Consider the following 16,447-nt stretch of genomic DNA (forward strand, 5'->3'; position numbering starts at 1 on the left):
TTTTCAATTCATTTCAGATTATAATTTTATTCAAATACCATCTGGTTGGTATATAACTCAGCATAGAACCCTTTTTCAGCTAATAGTTCTTGGTGGTTACCTTCTTCGATCACTTCACCATCTTTTAAGACCACAATTTTATCAGCTGACAAAATAGTCTTCAAACGATGCGCAATCACAAAGCTGGTCCGACCTTGAATCACAGCCTCCATCGCTTTTTGAATTTTAGCTTCCGTCACCGTATCAACGTTTGATGTGGCTTCATCCAAAATTAACAAGTCTGGATTGGTTAAAATAGTCCGAGCAATTGACAATAATTGCTTCTGACCAGTTGAGAAGACTGAATTTTCATCGTCAACCTTCGTATCATAACCATCTGGTAAAGTCTCAATGAATTCATGAATATTAGCTTGTTTAGCTGCACTGATCATTTCTTCATTGGTAGCATTTGGCTTACCAAACACAATGTTATCCCGGATAGTTCCGGAGAACAAAACTGAATCCTGCAAAACAATTCCTACATGATCTCGTAAGCTCTTCAAATCCATATCACGAACATCCACACCATCAAATGAAACTGACCCAGCATCAACGTCATAAAAGCGGTTCAATAAATTCATCACTGTCGTTTTACCTGATCCAGTCGGACCAACTAACGCCACCATCTGACCCTTATCGACCTCAACTGAGACACCATGCAAAATTTCTCGATTAGGTTGGTAACCAAAATGAACATTGTCCAGCTTAACTTGCTTTTCAATTCCTTTTAGCACATGCCCATTTTCAGGTGTAACCTCATCGACTTGGTCAAAGACTTCTGACAAACGATGAGCTCCAGTAATGGCCAATTGTAACATGTTATATGTTGAAGTGATATTGGTGATTGGTTGGTAGTATTGTTGTGAAAATGACATGAACATCACAATCAAACCTAGGGCTGTTGCACGTGATAAATCACCATTCAACGCCATAGAACCACCAAAGAAAATTACAATTGCCGTATTAATCAAACTCATTCCAGACATTAATGGGAACAAAATTCCAGACCATACCTGCCCCTTAAAAGTTGCTGTACGGACATTATTATTGTGTTCTGTAAATTGTTCAATTGATTCTTCTTGCAAACCATTGGTAATAATCACGCGTTCCCCATTAATTTGTTCATTAATGTAACCGTTCAAATGCCCAACTTCACTTTGTTGCAAATCAACATATTTTTTAGCTTGGATAATTACCAAAATGGCAATTAACAACGCAACCGGCGTTGATGCCATTGTAACCCAAGCCATTTTAACATTTTGTTGGAACATCATAATAATGATTCCCACCATCAATGCAATCTGTGAAAACAATTGGAAAATAGCTTGATTCATCGCGTTGAAAATATTATCCAAATCGGATGTAAAGCGTGCCAAAATTTCACCATCTTGGTGTTCATCAAAATAACGAATTGTCATGCGTTGCAACTTAGCAAACAATCCCGTTCGCATATCATTAACAGAATGAGCTGAAATCAGTGATTGAATCACTCCCATGATCAACATTGAAACGGCCATCATCAAAACAAAAGCAATCATCATCCATAATGCATGATGGAATTTGTCTAAACTGGCATTCGCTGCCGTCATTGGATTCAACTTAACAAAGAGATAATTCCCCATCTCTTTAATTGAGTTTCCCATATAAACGGGAGCTTTAACTTGAAGATAGGTTGAAAGGATGGTAAAAACTACCACCAGGAACAAGCCTAACTTAAAGCGCTTGAAATATCGTGCAAAGAACTTAATTGCTTTCCAAAAATCTGCCATTAGTTATTTACCTCCTGCGCCTTTTGTGTTGCGTAAATTTCTTGGTAAACCGCTGAATTCTTAATTAATTCTTGGTGACTTCCCATACCAACTAATTTTCCTTCATCCAAAACTAAGATACGATCAGCATTAATGACAGAAGAAATCTTTTCAGCAATAATAAAGGTCGTCGTGTCCTTTAAATCACGATCCAAAGCTTCTTTAACCAACTTTTCTGACTTAGCATCCAAAGCAGAAGTTGAATCATCTAAAATCAGAATCTTAGGGTCAGCAATAACTCCACGAGCAATCGATAGACGTTGTTTTTGACCACCTGAGAAGTTTGAAGAACGCTCCTCAACCGGATGATCATATACATCTTCATATCGTTCGATAAATTCAGCAGCTTGAGCAATTTCTGTTGCTCGCTTCATGTCATGCTCAGTAGCATCATTCTTCCCTTGCCGTAGATTATCGGCAATTTTTCCAGAGAAAAGGGTCGCTCGTTGCAAAACATATGAAACAGTTTGCCGTAATGACTTTTCATTAACCTGCTTTAAATCAACACCCCCAATTTTGACCGTTCCCTTACTAGGGTCAAAAAGACGTGCCATTAATTGAGCTAAGGTAGTTTTACCTGAACCCGTTGCTCCAACAATTCCAATCATTTCACCAGCTTGCGCCTTAAATGAAATATCTTTCAAGACCACCATATCATCATTAGGGTAGCTAAATGAAACATCATCAAATTCAACTGATCCAACCAAATCTTGTTCTGGTACATCTTGTTCAAAAGTCATTGTTGGTTCAGTATCAATCACTTCTTTAATTCGCTTAATAGAAACTAATCCACGCGCCGCAAATGACATCACCATTCCACCAATAATAACGGCCATCATAATTTGCATCAAATAATTCGTAAATGATGAAACACTAGCAATCCAAAGTGGGTGTTTACCAACTTGATTTCCAACAAACCAAATTGAACCAGCAATGGCCAATTGGCTAACCATTGTAAATAATGGTGACATTACTGAGAAAAGATAACCAATTTTAACGTTAACATCATTCAATTCACCAGAAGCCGCATCAAAATTTTCTTGGACATTTTTCTCTTGATTAAATGACTTAACCACTCGTACACCTTGGAGATTTTCCTTAGCGAGGTTATTCGTTTTTTCAATCAATCCTTGAATTTTACCAAACAAAGGTCCCATTTTAGCAAAGACAAATGCTGTAATTAAAATTACGGTAATAACCATAATGACAATGATCCACCAAAGATCAGGTAATGTCTTAATGGCTAAATATAAAGCTCCGATAAACAAAATAGGCATTCGAAGCAAAGCTTGAAGTGAGGTCATAACTAATGTTTGAATTTGTTGAATATCATTAGTTAGACGCACAACCAAATTTCCCACGGAAAAACGTTCAATATCCGCAAAAGAGAAGGTCTGAATTTTACGATAAGTTTTTTCACGAACATCTGCTGCAATGTTTTGTGCCACTTTTGCCGCAAAAATTGCATTTACGGTTCCAGCAATTAACCCAATGACAGCGACCACAATTAATTGAATACCAATTGCATTAACACGGCTCATCTTATCTTGAGTGATAGCCGTCATGACTTCTTGTAGTAATCTTGGTTGCCATAAAGCAGCTCCGGCCATAACAATTACTGATATAACAGTGATAGCCAGATCCCCTTTATATTTACCAAGATAAGGTTTTAATAAATCCATCTAATATGCTCCTTATCTAGTTTAGAATAAATAAATAAATAATTGAAAATACACAGTATCGATTAGTCTAACCTTTTTATAAAATTAATTCAAGTTAGTTAGTTATAACCTTTTTGTGAAATTAAATTGCCACCCAATTTTAAATTCACACTCCTTTTTAAATGTAATTAATATAAAAAATGAAGCTCATATAAGGGATTAAATAACGTCCAATATATGAGCTTCATTGTTAACTTTATCAATCCAACCTATATAACGTTTTTAAACGCAAAATTATACATTTACCCTATGCTTCTCGTAAAATTGGTAGCCAAAAACAATGTTCAAGTTTCACTACCGCTTTTGATGCTAAGCACTATTCTTGAATATATTGTGCTAGACGACTCGCTTGTACGGGCGTCAAGATAACTTTCATCTGGGTTCCTTCTTCTAAATATTCAGTTGAAGTAACATTTGCGTCATCATTTAATTCGGCAACAATTTGTCCATCAGAAAAAGGAATTAATAATGTGTATTCCTTCAAATCAGCGAATAATTTTTGATGTAAAGTATCAACCAACATATCTAATGATGAAGAATCTAATGCCGACAAAATTAGCGTATCATCAGTACGTTCTGGATATTTAATATCAATCATCCGATCAGCCTTATTATAAACAGTAATCATTGGTAGATCAGTGATTCCAATTTCCTTCAAAGTTTGGGTGGTTGTGTCCATCATCGCTTTGTAATTTGGATCTGAATAGTCTACCACTTGTAGTAATACATCTGCTTGAGCCGCTTCTGCTAATGTTGCTCTAAAGGCCGCCACCAAATTATGCGGTAATTTAGAAACAAATCCTACTGTATCTGATAAGAGGAAAGTTTGGTTATCAGGTAAATTCAATTTACGAACGGATGTTTCTAAAGTTGCAAACAACATGTCAGCTTGGAAAACCGTTTTTTCTTGATTCTCACCATAACGCTTCACAAGCTCATTCATATAAGTGGATTTTCCAGCATTGGTATATCCAACCAAAGCCACACTCTTAATCGCCTGCTTATCGCGATACTTGCGCCGATTTTGATCATCAGCTTCAATCTCAGTAATTTCTTTTTTAATCATTGAAATTTGATGCTCAATTAAACGTCGATTCGTTTCGAGCTTAGTTTCACCAGATCCACGACTGGTAAAACTACCGCCCCCACCACCAGTTTGTTGATCCAACCGTACATTCATACTAGTCCGCAAACGTGGTAGTTGATATTGCAGTTGGGCCATTTCAATTTGCAACTGAGCTAATCGAGTTTTAGCTCGAGAAGCAAAAATATCTAAAATCAAAGCCGTTCGATCTAAGATTGAAGCCCCAGTTTGTGCCTCTAAATTACGAATTTGCGAAGGTGATAGTTCATCATTTGCTACAACCATCGTTACTTCATGAAAAGCAACTGCTTCCTTTAACTCTTCGACTTTACCTTTTCCAAAATAAGTGGCTGCTACAGGACGATCTAACTTTTGAGTTAGCGTAGAAACAACTTCCATCTGATTGGCCTCGGTTAAATTAGCCAATTCCGTCATTTGATAATCAAATTGTGGATCATTTCGATCCAATCCGATTAACAAGACAGCTACACGAGGGTTTTCCTCATTTTCATGCATTCGATCACCATACTTTCTCAATATCGTTAAAAACTTCTAATTTCATCTGGTCGTCATCAATGGCCCATTTTGAAATTGAACCATTATACATACTTGAATAGGTGTACTCCCGACCAGCATACTTTCCAGATAAATTCCGGATAAGCGTTCCATGTGCAACTACTAAAATATTTTCACCATCTTTTGTATGGTCTTTTAAATATTTCAAACCTGCTTCAAGACGTTGCCAGAAAGCTCTGGCATCCTCAGCATCCCCCTCAGCATCAGCCGCCGCAATTGCATCCAGAACTTCTTCTTGTGTCATTGCCTTCATCAAATCCCCATAATCCGCAACATTATCAAGATTGTAACGTTTTTTAATATCAGCCGCTAATTCACTACTTGGTAATCCTTCAAATGATCCGAAAAATTGTTCCCTAAATTCTGGTAATTGTGTAGGAGTCAACTTAGTATCTGTAGCTTTATTGTTCTCCATAATATATTCAGCAGTGTGTACTGCACGTGATAAGTCAGAAGAATAAACATGATCAAACTTCACGTTAGCCAACCGGTTTCCAGCAGCCAAACCATCTGTAATTCCTTTATCAGTCAACGGTGCATCAGACCACCCCTGCATCCGATTATATTTATTTAAATATGTTTGTCCATGTCGGACTAAATAAAGATTAAAGCTCATAATTATTCCCCTAACTGTTGCTTTTCTACTATTATATCATGTTCTGATATTCAATCGCATTGTTATACCACAATGCTTAACTATAATTAGTTAAATTCAATATTTTTTACCGATCTAATTTTAAAAATGTTTTTCGCATTGTTTTGTATATTTTAATATAAAAATAATGTCACCTAAAATCCCCATGACTATTAATTTCAGTTATCAAGAAAGGCCAGAACATTTTGTCCCGGCCCTAATAGTATATAGTATTATGGATTAACTACTGACTTTGCTAAATCACCGTTCAGAATTGCGACAATATCATTAGCAGCATCAATCGCCATTTTTCGTTTCGTTTCAATCGTATTAGATGCGATATGGGGAGTCAGAAGGACATTATCTAATTCCAATAATGGATTATCCATTGATAATGGTTCTTCCTCAAATACATCTAAGGCTGCCCCCGCAATTTCATGTTGTTGCAAAGCCTGTACTAATTCGGGCTCAACAACGATTACACCACGTGCCATATTGATAAAATAGGCCGTTTCTTTCATCTTTTTAAATTCGGCCATGCCAATTGAATGTTTTGTACTATCTATTGCTGGTAGATGTACCAAAACATAATCAGACATAACAAATAATTCTTCACGTGAAACCATTTCAACATTCTCAGTTGCTTTCGCAAACGGATCATGAGCAATAATTTTGACGTTAAATCCAGCTAATTTTTCAGCAACTACATGCCCAATTCTCCCAAAACCTAAAATTCCAACAGTTTTACCAAAAACATCGTTTCCCGGATGTGTTTTTTTGTAATTCCACTGACCATCATAAATCGATTTTGTATCCCAGAAAATATTTTTACTAATGGCCAATAACTCTGTGATCGCTGTTTCAGCCACAGAATCATTCAATGCAAAAGGTGTATTGACTACTTTAATATTCCTAGCAGTTGCTGCATCGATATCAACCGCGTCATAACCAACTCCATTTCGAGCAATAACTTTCAAATTTGGCATCGAATCCATAATTTGAGCGTCAAAATTCTGAGTTCCAATCAAGACGGCTGAAGCATCTGAACCTTCTTGCATCATTTTTTCTGCGCTACGACCCGTTCCATGAATTATTTCAATTCCAGCCGCATTAAAAATTTGTTCACCTTCAGACGGAATCGTATCTGGTAATAATACTTTAGACATTTCATTTACCCCATTTCATTTATTATTATTTAAAAATTCCGTTAATTGTTGTTTATTTGGGTAACCATCATTATCGCCCATGGTTTGAACCTGCAAAGCTCCCACCGCATTCGCACGAATTACAGCCTCTTTCATTGATAAGCCTTCCAACAATCCAGTAATCAGGCCTAAAGCAAAGCCATCCCCTGCTCCAACCGTATCAACCACCTTACCAACCTTAAAACCATCAACGGTGTAACTAGATCCATCACTTTTTTTAACATATGCTCCAGCAGATCCTAATTTCACCACGACTGTATGAGTTAAATCACTATTGTTCAAATAAAAATCAGCAATCACTTCAGGATCTCGACTCCCAACCAAAATTTCACCTTCATTAATACCCGGTAAAATAATCTCACCATATTTAGCCAAATCATTAATGGTTTGAATCATTTTAGATTCTGATGTCCATAGTGCTGGCCGCAAATTAGGATCAAAAGTAGTCATAATTCCATTTTCCACAACCATGTTAGCAAAATGACGAAAAGTTTCTTCAGCTTGTTCTGATATTGCTGGAAAGATACCTGATAAATGTACCATCTTAACATCAGTCAAATGAATTTGATCCATTTTTTCAGGTGTTAAATGAGCAGCAGCCGAATTACGTCGGAAATTACTAGTTTTAGGGTCACCTTGACTAATTAATTCTTTTAATTGAAAAGCTGTCCAATTCGTTGGATCCTCTGAAATATATTTATTACCCACCCCATATTTTTGAATTTCTTTTACTGCAAAATCCCCCAATGGATCTTGTCCAACCTGTGATATATAGTCCGTAGTATGCCCTAGACGACTAGCCCCTATCAAAACATTTAACTCTGCACCACCTAGAAATTTATAATAGTTAATACTATCAACAAGTCCTTGATCTAAGTCTTTAGACATAAACGTAACAATTGGCTCTCCTAATGTTATTAATTCACTCATATTCTTAAATCTCCTCAAAATTTTTAATTAATTATCCGAAAAACGCAAAGCCCAACATCGCATTGACAATAGATACAAGCCACATTACTGGTACACCCATCTTCAAATAGGTTTTAGCCTCTAGTTTCGAATAGTTCAGTGCCCAAGTATTCCATGATTGAGTTAAGTCAATTGAAACCGCCATAATACTTGCCGTATATAACAATGGTAATAATAAACTAGCTGGAAATATTCCAGTTGCAGCTAATACTGAAGCGGTAGCTGCTCCCGCACCCCAAACATGGAGTGGCCCACGGAACAAAGCTAATGGCGCTAAAATACCAATAGCTATTGCCAAAACTAATGGACTATGGGGTACAATAACCTCAATCATCCCTTTGAAACGAGGTACATTAATAGTTGCTGATCCAACAAACATAATCAGAGACATCAAGAAGAATATCAAACCGGAAATATCATTAATTGCTTTAGTTGTTGTCATGTTTATAAAATCAATAAAAATTTTAAATGAATGCATTTTACCCGTCATCAATAAAGCCAAAATAGTAGCTAACAATAATGATGGAATCGCATCCCAATGAAATACCATATTAAAAACCACTGGTAGGATTGGGATCAAATAAGTAATTGGGCTAACCTTTTTAATTTCACTTTGACTGATTTCGACATCTAATACTTCAATGTTATCGTCTTCAATACTTTTTCGGTTTAAGACAATAAAAATAATAACCCCAGTTAATTGAATCAACATCGCTACTATTCCAAAAATTAAATATTTACCAGAAAAACTAACTGATGGAAAGAAAACTTTAATTTGATTAAACAAAACCACATTAATATACATTGGAGCCCCAATTGCCATGGTAAAGGCAGGAATGGCAACTTTTTTAGGGACCCCGATTGACAACATAATAGGGATTAAAATTACTCCCATTGCCATGACCGAACCAACCCCATAAGCTGATGAGAAAATTAAAGCGGTAACTAAAACAATCAAGATGGTTGCAATAACTGGCGCTTTTCGTCCAATTTTTTCAGTTTGTGATGAAATTGATGCAGCAATTCCCGATTCAACCAACACTCGTCCAAACCATGATCCAAAAACAATATAGATAATAGTTGGTCCATAATTCAAAGCGGGCTCAGCAATAACCTTTTGCATAAAAGTAGGTAAAGGTACTAGACCAATAACTGACCATAGAATCGTCATAACAAAGAAGCCAATTAAGAGGTTACCACCTTTAATGATATATCCAATAAACAGGATAAAAGTAATTAATAATAAACTACTAATAATTATGTTAGTCATATCAACGATCTCCTAAATAATCATTTAACATGTCAATTCCATTTTCAATAGCTGCTATATCTGGTGTAGGATATTCCAAAGCAACCGGTACATCATGAGGTAAAATCATTAAAATATTTTTCCAATCTATCTCACCCTTTCCTAATAACAGCGTTCGAGCTGAGCTTTCAAATCCTTGACCATCCTTAACATGAATATAACGAACATATTTTGCTAATGACTGTGCAGCTTTTAATTCATCTTCTCCTACAAAACGCCAATTTCCCATATCATAAACATAACCAATTGATAGTCCGGCATCAGTTACTACCTGCATAAATTTGCGCATTACATTCAGACGGCCAGACTCTTGCGTTTGATCATTTTCAACATTGATTTGAATTCCGGTATCAATCAAGTTTGTTAATTTGGTTATAATCGCTCCCGTAAGGCCTTGAAAATCACCAATATTAAATTTAATCGCATAAATGTTAAGCTGTTTAGCTTCCTCAAAATATTGATCTAATTTTGAATTTAACTCTCCGTGTACAAATAATGCATCTGGAACTGAATAAAATAATCGCAATGGTACGTTTTTCATGAATTTTAGAATTGGTAAAATTTCTTCTTCAATATTGTCAAAATATTCCCGCCGTAATTCAGCTGAAGTAACCTTTAATTTTTGAACAATTTTTAACATCTCTAATTGACTCATTCCCGCATCCTTTTGTTGGGCGAACACTAAGTTGTTTAAAACAATCTTTGAATTAATCATTACAATACCTCATATGTATATTTTTTAGTTTACCGGTTTCGTAAACCGGTTTACATGGTAATAGTAATCGCTTACATTGTTTTTGTCAACCACTGATTACGCTTTTATCGTATAATTACCCTATGAATAAAAAAATTACAATTAATGAAATAGCCAAAAGTGCCAATGTTTCAAAAACAACAGTTTCTCGTTTTTTAAATAAAAAATATGAAAATATGTCAGAGGCAACAAAAACTAAAATTGAAGAAACAATTAAATCCTATGGTTATCAACCTAATCGTCAAGCTCAAACCCTCAAAACCAATTCATCATTAACCATTGGTATTTCGGTTGCCGACTTATCAAATTTATATACTTCGAGACTATTGAAAGGAATCAGTCAAGCTGTTTTAGATACCAACTATCAACTGTTAATTATGGATGCTGATAATCATATCGAACGAGAATTGAGTAATCTACAAATGTTATTAAATGAAAATGTTGATGGGATAATATTGCAGCCTTTATCTCATCTTCCAGCACAATATCAATTATTAACTGAGCGTAATCTTCCAGTCATTCAAGTAGATCGATATGTAGAACCTTTCACTTTTCCGGCTGTAGTGTCCGATAATTTTCAAAAATCACTAGAAATTGCTGATTTAATTCAAGCAAAATCTTACGAACAAGTGATTGTCATAGCTAATAAAATTTCTGGAATAAGCAGTCGTATGAATCGCTTCGATGGTTTGTCCAATGCTCTATTTGACACATCAATTGCAGTGACTTTGATTGAAATTGATCTAGATGATGCTTGGCAGACTCATCTAACTTCTCTAATTCAAAAAAATATTAGAAGTGCTATTTTTGCTTTAAATGGACAGGTTTTATGGGAAGTTGTTCGCTACCTACAAACTAAACATATTCAATATCCGGACGATGTTGGATTAATTGGTTATGATGATGATAACTTCGCTGATCTAATTCAACCAGGAATTTCAGTGATCAAACAAGAACCACTCCAAATTGGGCAATCAGCTGCTGATCAGCTACTATCTAACTTACAAAATAACGCTCCTCTATCCATCGAAAATATGCGAATTCCCGCTACGATTGAACTTCGTGAATCAATTTAAATAAAAAAATCACCTTTACGCATTGCGCTAAGGTGATTTTTTTATGACCTAATCTCAAAAATGACCGTATTTGGTCACACCCATCCCAACCGAAAAGGATACAAAAAAACCGTCATATCAACGATAAACGCTGAACAACGATTTTTTAAAATATACTATTATAGCCCAACAGGGAGTCGAACCCTGGATTCCGCGCTGAGAACGCGACGTCTTAACCACTTGACCATTGGGCCATTGAGTTGATTACTCAACAACAATATATAAATATACAGGAACATCAAGGTTTAGTCAACACTTTTACCTATTAAAAATCAAAAACAACTTTAATAGGGGCATGGTCTTTCCGTGCACCTGTATCTAGAACTTTAAAACCTTTTAATTTATCTTTTAATCGATTTGAGGCTAGATAGTAATCAATTCGCCATCCACTATTATTTTGCTTAGAAGTGCGACTAATTTGAGCCCACCACGTATACACTTGCTCTACCGTTGGACTCAATGTTCGGAATGTATCAATAAACCCAGCTGCCAAAAGTTCGGTAAAACTAGTCCGTTCTTCATCGGTAAAGCCAGCTGAATGGTGATTGCTTTTTGGATTCTTTAAATCAATATCTTGATGTGCCACGTTAAAATCGCCGCTAACAATAACAGGCTTTTGTTGGTCCAAAGTCTGTAAGTATTCTTTAAAGGCGAGATCCCATGCCTGACGATCTTCTAGTCGACCTAATTCCGAACCAGAATTTGGCGTATAAACCGTCGTTACAAAATATTCATCAAATTCGAGAGTGATAATACGTCCTTCTAAATCCATTTCACCTGGTGCACCAATCGTTGGATATTCTACGCTGACCGGTTCCTTTTGACTTAACATCATTGTTCCGGCGTATCCCGGACGGCCAGTACTAATATTGGCATATTGATAATAACCTGCAAACAATTCTGCCATGGTTTCTGTCTGTTTTTTCGTTAATCCCGTTTTTTTGGCCTTAGTTTCTTGAATCGCAAAGACCGCTGGCTTTTGGGCTGCAATTTCTTGTAGGACTGCCCACGTCATTTCCCCACGAGCTGATTTATGTTCCACAGCTGCATTTAAACTATCAATATTCCATGATATTAATTCCATAACTATACCTCCTAATTTAACTTTGCATTAAGCATACCAAATTAAATGAGTTGTGCAAGTTAAGTTAATTTAGGCATTAAAAAAAGCACTTCTCACTAAATGAGTGTGTGCTTTTATATAAGATGTCCCCATCTTAATTCCACCATATAGTCTAGTTGATCCACCACGACAACTAGACCTTTTTCCATCTGGTCAAGTAATCACACTTGACCATTCTCCCACTAAGCCTGAGTCCTTCACCTCTCAAGCTTAGCCGTTACCGGACAACAGGGCATCGCACCCTTTTGATCGAAATCAAACAATCCTAGGCTCCTTACTTCCTTGACTAATTGCATCCCCGGTAACAATTATATTATACGCTCTACCACTTAATTTTGGTATCCTTATTCAAACCTAATTTTTTAGAAAATTCAGGTATAATCTGATCTTCAAAATCTTCCACTTTCACCACGTCTGGTAACATTTTTTCATTAAATCCAACAAAGGCTAAAGCTTGAGGATCCCATCCATTATGTCTTAAATCATATAAACCAGTCCGTGCCGCTAAATGTGGCATAATTTGATTTTTTCCTGTGAAGAGATAATGTAAATACTCTTGAAAGCTAACAAAATAGGCTAATTTTTCATATTGATCAGCATGCTCATTTTTGAACCAAAGCGCCGCTAACAAAGGCGTATTTACCGAAAATTCAGCGCCTGCTTTGCGTTCCAATTGTCCAACAATTCCATTCAAGCGCATCGCTTTTAGATAGCCAGTAAACGTAGGTAATAATTCATTTTTAAAATTAGCACTCTGTAAAGTTTGACCATTTTTATCTAAAAATGCCCACCCATCGATATTATCATGTAACTGAATCGTAGTGATATCAGAACGTTGGGGTAAACTCTTCGTTATTTTTTGAACAAACATTTGAAAGAAACTTCCCATAGCTTTTAAATTCATCTCGTTCAATTGTTCTGACCAAGTCTGTTGATAAAATTCACTAACTTCTTGTTGATTACCATTTTCATCTTCGATAATTCCAACCATCCGTTCGCCGGCCATTCTAATTTCTAATGTGTATTTCATCCTAAGACACTCCCATTTAACTAACTACTTTAAATGCCAATCTTTCAACATATTATTAACATCATTATCAAGATTTTTATCGATATCGCTCGTCACTGATTTAACAATTTCATCTTGGGTCTTTTTTTGGGCCGTCTTATCATTTAAGTAATCCGAATTCTTTTTGACTTCTTCTTTTACAGCTGAAGTAACATCTTCTTTAATTTTATCTTCTAAACCAGATTTTGAATCCTTAACTTTATCTTGGATTTGTTGGTCTTGTTCACTAGAAATGATGTACCAATTATCTGGCAAGACGAACGTATATTTAACATCAGGTTCTGTACTTGTTGGTAATCCAACTAACATGAACTTATCAAAGAAGTTTTTAGCTTGATAATTACTAATATTTTCTTTAATGGCTGCAGTGGAACCCTTCACCACATTAGTCGTGCCCGTTTTAGGCGTAATTCGATAACTTTTATTTTTCCACTTGTAATGATATTCAAACTTTGAATTCTTAGCACTCGTAGTAACAATAAATGATTTATCATTAACGACCGTCTTAGCATCCATCTTAATTGTTTTATTTATAACTTGTTTTTTCATAAACAAATGATGCGAGGGGGCCATGTAAACACCAATCCCACTTGCTACCAATAAAATAATTCCAATAATTAATAAACTCCAACGAATGATTTTACGCCGAAAATACGTGATTCCAGCCAGGACTAGCAAAACAGCCCCAATAAATAATAAAATTAACATTTTTAACCTCTCAGTTTGGGTATGTAGATCTTAATTATAATAATACCATATTATAATTCAATGTATAATTTGTATAAAAAAAACGACATCATTGTTTCCAAAGATGTCGTTTTAATAATAGCTCATCAGGGAGTCGAACCCTGGATGCCGGTGTGAAAAACCGGAGTCTTAACCGCTTGACCAATGAGCCATAATTACTTGTTGTCGCCTTAACAACAAATAATATAATACCAAGAATTCAGACTCATTGCAAGCCTTTTTCCAAAAAAACTTTTATTTTATTCAAATTCGGCATTTTTTTGCATCGTAGCCTGAATCACATCAGAAACTAATCCATTCAAATTACCCTTTTGCATCGTTTCCCAACCAGCAGCAGTTGAACCACCAGGTGTCATTACTAATTGTGCCAATTCAGGTGCACTTAGATCAGATTGGACCATTTTATCTAGCGTCCCACGGAAAGTTTGTAAACTTAATTTAACAGCCCGCTCTTCGTCCAGACCAGCAGCCTGACCAGCAGCTGCCAACGATTCAATGAATCCCGCAACAAACGCCGGACCTGAACCAGCAACGGCACTAACTGCCCCAAAGTCAGCTTCAGGCATTTCATCAACTCGACCTAATTCTGCCAAAATCGCAAACACAGCGCCTTTTTCTTCAGCCGTAATTTGCGTTCCAGCATGCATTGCAGTATAACCTTGACCTACTGCTACATTGACATTTGGTAAAGCTCGGACGATTTTAGCTTGTTTTCCTAGCGCCGCTTGCAAAGCATCAAGCGAGATACCACCTAAAACTGAAACCACAATTTTCTGTGGCATCATTTCCAAAAGCGGTTTTAAATCTGCGCTGATCTTTTCTAACGCGGTCGGCGGTGTCGCTAAAACTAGCATATCACTGACCATAGCTATTTCAATAGCACTGTCAAATTCTTCAACCTGCCAGGCCTGAGTTGTTTCAGGTAAATGATGTCTAGTATAGGCTCCTTGGCTTACTTGCCCCGAATCTAATTTTGACCAGCCTTGCATCATAGCCTGCGCCATATTTCCAGCACCGATAAATCCAATCTTAAACATTAGGCAAAGCCCTCCCGTTCTGATAAGGTGTATTTTTGATTATGGAAGCTCATCGACATAATTAACCCAATTCCAATCATATTTCCAACTAGTGCGGAACCTCCTTGAGAAATAAAGGGTAGTGGAATTCCAGTCAACGGTACTAATCCAATACTCATTCCGATATTTTCAAAGATGTGGAAAACTAACATCATAATAATTCCAGCTCCTATATACGCATAGAATTGGTTAGAGGTTTCCATCACAACTTGAAAAATACGATAAATCAAAAGAAAGTACAATAGTAAGACTATTAATGAGCCAACAAAACCAGCATTCTCACCAATGACAGAAAAAATCATATCTGATTCTCGAACTGGTACATTCACGTGAGAAACATTAAATCCAGTTCCAGTCAGTCCCCCAGACCCAATTGCCGTCATTGAATGCCAGAGCTGATAAGCTGAATTAGAAGTGTCCCCTTGCGGCTTCAACCAAGCATCAATTCGCGCAAATTGATAAGCTTGGAAGCCAAACTTACCTAGAATCTGCCGCCCCGCATCAGAAGCAACCAAGGTAATCGCTCCACCTCCAAGAACCCCAGCAACGCCGATCACACTACCTAAAATGCGCCATGAAATTCCAGAGACCAAAGTCATCCCAAAAATAATTGCTAAGAAAACCAACATGGTTCCAAAATCGTGTTGCAATAGGACTAAGATAACAATCGGTAAACTCCAAGTAATAATTCTACGTAAGAGTAAGAGATCATTCTTTAAAGTGTGTTCACTATATTCAATATTGTGCATTGCAATCACACGCGCCAACATCAAAACAAAAGCCGGTTTCATCACCTCAGACGGTTGAAAAGTTAATGGTCCTAAAGCAAACCAAGATTTACCACCGGTCGTCATAGCATAGGCTCGACTATAAAAGATCAGCACCGCTACCATTAAGAAAACTCCAACAGCAAAAATATAAGGTGAGATGCGCCATAGTCGCTCTGAATCAAACTGCATAATGAATATAACTGCACAAATTCCTAAAATATACCAAATTCCTTGCATTGTAATAATTCGGACAGGATTGGCACCACTAGAATCGTGGGTAACCGCGACATAAATTGATCCTAACCCAATCAAAGCTAACATCAAAACTACAAAGATTATACTCCAGTCAACCTCACCTTTACCGTCTAAAATTCGTTTGAACATTTCCTTTTACCTCGTATCATCTTCATCTAGCATATGGCACTTAGCTTAAGCCAAGCACAATTCA

14 protein-coding genes and 2 tRNA genes are annotated in these 16,447 nt (G+C 36.4%); 1 reads left to right on the forward strand and 15 read right to left on the reverse strand.

Annotated features, from left to right (window positions below):
* Positions 1–26: 26 nt before the first annotated feature.
* From WKK_RS02165 to WKK_RS02200, 8 genes are all read right to left on the reverse strand, one after another.
* Positions 27–1,808: an ABC transporter ATP-binding protein gene (locus WKK_RS02165; protein ID WP_013989310.1), complete on the reverse strand. Its 1,782-nt coding sequence runs from the start codon at positions 1,806–1,808 to the stop codon at positions 27–29.
* Positions 1,808–3,529, reverse strand: a complete 1,722-nt coding sequence (locus WKK_RS02170; RefSeq protein ID WP_006845873.1) for an ABC transporter ATP-binding protein — start codon at positions 3,527–3,529, stop codon at positions 1,808–1,810. Before WKK_RS02170 ends, WKK_RS02165 begins: the two co-directional genes overlap by 1 nt.
* A gap of 355 nt (positions 3,530–3,884) precedes the next feature.
* Entirely contained in the window at positions 3,885–5,168 is a 1,284-nt protein-coding gene (gene hflX / locus WKK_RS02175) for a GTPase HflX (protein WP_041942385.1), read from the reverse strand.
* A gap of 4 nt (positions 5,169–5,172) precedes the next feature.
* Positions 5,173–5,844: a histidine phosphatase family protein gene (locus WKK_RS02180; RefSeq protein WP_006845875.1), complete on the reverse strand. Its 672-nt coding sequence runs from the start codon at positions 5,842–5,844 to the stop codon at positions 5,173–5,175.
* A gap of 251 nt (positions 5,845–6,095) precedes the next feature.
* The gene (locus tag WKK_RS02185; RefSeq protein WP_013989312.1) at positions 6,096–7,028 is read right to left on the reverse strand and encodes a phosphoglycerate dehydrogenase; all 933 of its coding nucleotides are present in this window, start codon (positions 7,026–7,028) and stop codon (positions 6,096–6,098) included.
* 15 nt (positions 7,029–7,043) lie between these two features.
* On the reverse strand, positions 7,044–7,997 hold the full coding sequence (locus WKK_RS02190; protein WP_013989313.1) for a sugar kinase: 954 nt from the start codon (positions 7,995–7,997) through the stop codon (positions 7,044–7,046).
* A gap of 31 nt (positions 7,998–8,028) precedes the next feature.
* On the reverse strand, positions 8,029–9,306 hold the full coding sequence (locus WKK_RS02195; protein ID WP_013989314.1) for a hypothetical protein: 1,278 nt from the start codon (positions 9,304–9,306) through the stop codon (positions 8,029–8,031).
* Position 9,307: 1 nt separating this feature from the next.
* Positions 9,308–10,060, reverse strand: a complete 753-nt coding sequence (locus tag WKK_RS02200) for a sugar phosphate isomerase/epimerase family protein (RefSeq protein ID WP_013989315.1) — start codon at positions 10,058–10,060, stop codon at positions 9,308–9,310.
* 122 nt (positions 10,061–10,182) lie between these two features.
* On the opposite strand from WKK_RS02200, the gene WKK_RS02205 reads away from it, so the two are divergent.
* Positions 10,183–11,175, forward strand: coding sequence for a LacI family DNA-binding transcriptional regulator (locus tag WKK_RS02205; protein ID WP_013989316.1), 993 nt, complete (start codon positions 10,183–10,185; stop codon positions 11,173–11,175).
* 161 nt (positions 11,176–11,336) lie between these two features.
* Here WKK_RS02205 and WKK_RS02210 read toward each other — a convergent pair.
* The 7 genes from WKK_RS02210 to WKK_RS02240 all read right to left on the reverse strand — a co-directional run bounded on the left by WKK_RS02210 (position 11,337) and on the right by WKK_RS02240 (position 16,383).
* A tRNA-Glu gene (locus tag WKK_RS02210) sits at positions 11,337–11,408 on the reverse strand.
* A gap of 71 nt (positions 11,409–11,479) precedes the next feature.
* Positions 11,480–12,298, reverse strand: a complete 819-nt coding sequence (locus WKK_RS02215) for an exodeoxyribonuclease III (protein ID WP_013989317.1) — start codon at positions 12,296–12,298, stop codon at positions 11,480–11,482.
* Positions 12,299–12,659: 361 nt separating this feature from the next.
* Entirely contained in the window at positions 12,660–13,367 is a 708-nt protein-coding gene (locus WKK_RS02220) for an FGGY family carbohydrate kinase (protein WP_013989318.1), read from the reverse strand.
* Positions 13,368–13,391: 24 nt separating this feature from the next.
* On the reverse strand, positions 13,392–14,114 hold the full coding sequence (locus tag WKK_RS02225; RefSeq protein WP_013989319.1) for a DUF4811 domain-containing protein: 723 nt from the start codon (positions 14,112–14,114) through the stop codon (positions 13,392–13,394).
* A gap of 118 nt (positions 14,115–14,232) precedes the next feature.
* A tRNA-Glu gene (locus WKK_RS02230) sits at positions 14,233–14,304 on the reverse strand.
* Positions 14,305–14,392: 88 nt separating this feature from the next.
* Positions 14,393–15,190: a pyrroline-5-carboxylate reductase family protein gene (locus tag WKK_RS02235; protein WP_013989320.1), complete on the reverse strand. Its 798-nt coding sequence runs from the start codon at positions 15,188–15,190 to the stop codon at positions 14,393–14,395.
* Entirely contained in the window at positions 15,190–16,383 is a 1,194-nt protein-coding gene (locus WKK_RS02240; protein WP_013989321.1) for an FtsW/RodA/SpoVE family cell cycle protein, read from the reverse strand. The genes WKK_RS02235 and WKK_RS02240 overlap by 1 nt, the downstream gene beginning before the upstream one ends.
* Between the last annotated feature and the right edge of the window lie 64 nt (positions 16,384–16,447).

The organism is Weissella koreensis KACC 15510 (assembly GCF_000219805.1).
Lineage (GTDB): Bacteria > Bacillota > Bacilli > Lactobacillales > Lactobacillaceae > Weissella > Weissella koreensis.

Excerpts from the sequence above, each read along its gene's own strand:
- WKK_RS02170 (WP_006845873.1), bottom strand. The coding sequence starts at position 3,529 with ATGGATTTATTAAAACCTTATCTTGGTAAATATAAAGGGGATCTGGCT.
- hflX (WP_041942385.1), bottom strand. The coding sequence starts at position 5,168 with ATGCATGAAAATGAGGAAAACCCTCGTGTAGCTGTCTTGTTAATCGGA.
- WKK_RS02195 (WP_013989314.1), bottom strand. The coding sequence starts at position 9,306 with ATGACTAACATAATTATTAGTAGTTTATTATTAATTACTTTTATCCTG.
- WKK_RS02185 (WP_013989312.1), bottom strand. The coding sequence starts at position 7,028 with ATGTCTAAAGTATTATTACCAGATACGATTCCGTCTGAAGGTGAACAA.
- WKK_RS02180 (WP_006845875.1), bottom strand. The coding sequence starts at position 5,844 with ATGAGCTTTAATCTTTATTTAGTCCGACATGGACAAACATATTTAAAT.
- WKK_RS02225 (WP_013989319.1), bottom strand. The coding sequence starts at position 14,114 with ATGTTAATTTTATTATTTATTGGGGCTGTTTTGCTAGTCCTGGCTGGA.
- WKK_RS02240 (WP_013989321.1), bottom strand. The coding sequence starts at position 16,383 with ATGTTCAAACGAATTTTAGACGGTAAAGGTGAGGTTGACTGGAGTATA.
- WKK_RS02205 (WP_013989316.1), top strand. The coding sequence starts at position 10,183 with ATGAATAAAAAAATTACAATTAATGAAATAGCCAAAAGTGCCAATGTT.
- WKK_RS02215 (WP_013989317.1), bottom strand. The coding sequence starts at position 12,298 with ATGGAATTAATATCATGGAATATTGATAGTTTAAATGCAGCTGTGGAA.
- WKK_RS02190 (WP_013989313.1), bottom strand. The coding sequence starts at position 7,997 with ATGAGTGAATTAATAACATTAGGAGAGCCAATTGTTACGTTTATGTCT.
- WKK_RS02200 (WP_013989315.1), bottom strand. The coding sequence starts at position 10,060 with ATGATTAATTCAAAGATTGTTTTAAACAACTTAGTGTTCGCCCAACAA.
- WKK_RS02220 (WP_013989318.1), bottom strand. The coding sequence starts at position 13,367 with ATGAAATACACATTAGAAATTAGAATGGCCGGCGAACGGATGGTTGGA.
- WKK_RS02235 (WP_013989320.1), bottom strand. The coding sequence starts at position 15,190 with ATGTTTAAGATTGGATTTATCGGTGCTGGAAATATGGCGCAGGCTATG.
- WKK_RS02165 (WP_013989310.1), bottom strand. The coding sequence starts at position 1,808 with ATGGCAGATTTTTGGAAAGCAATTAAGTTCTTTGCACGATATTTCAAG.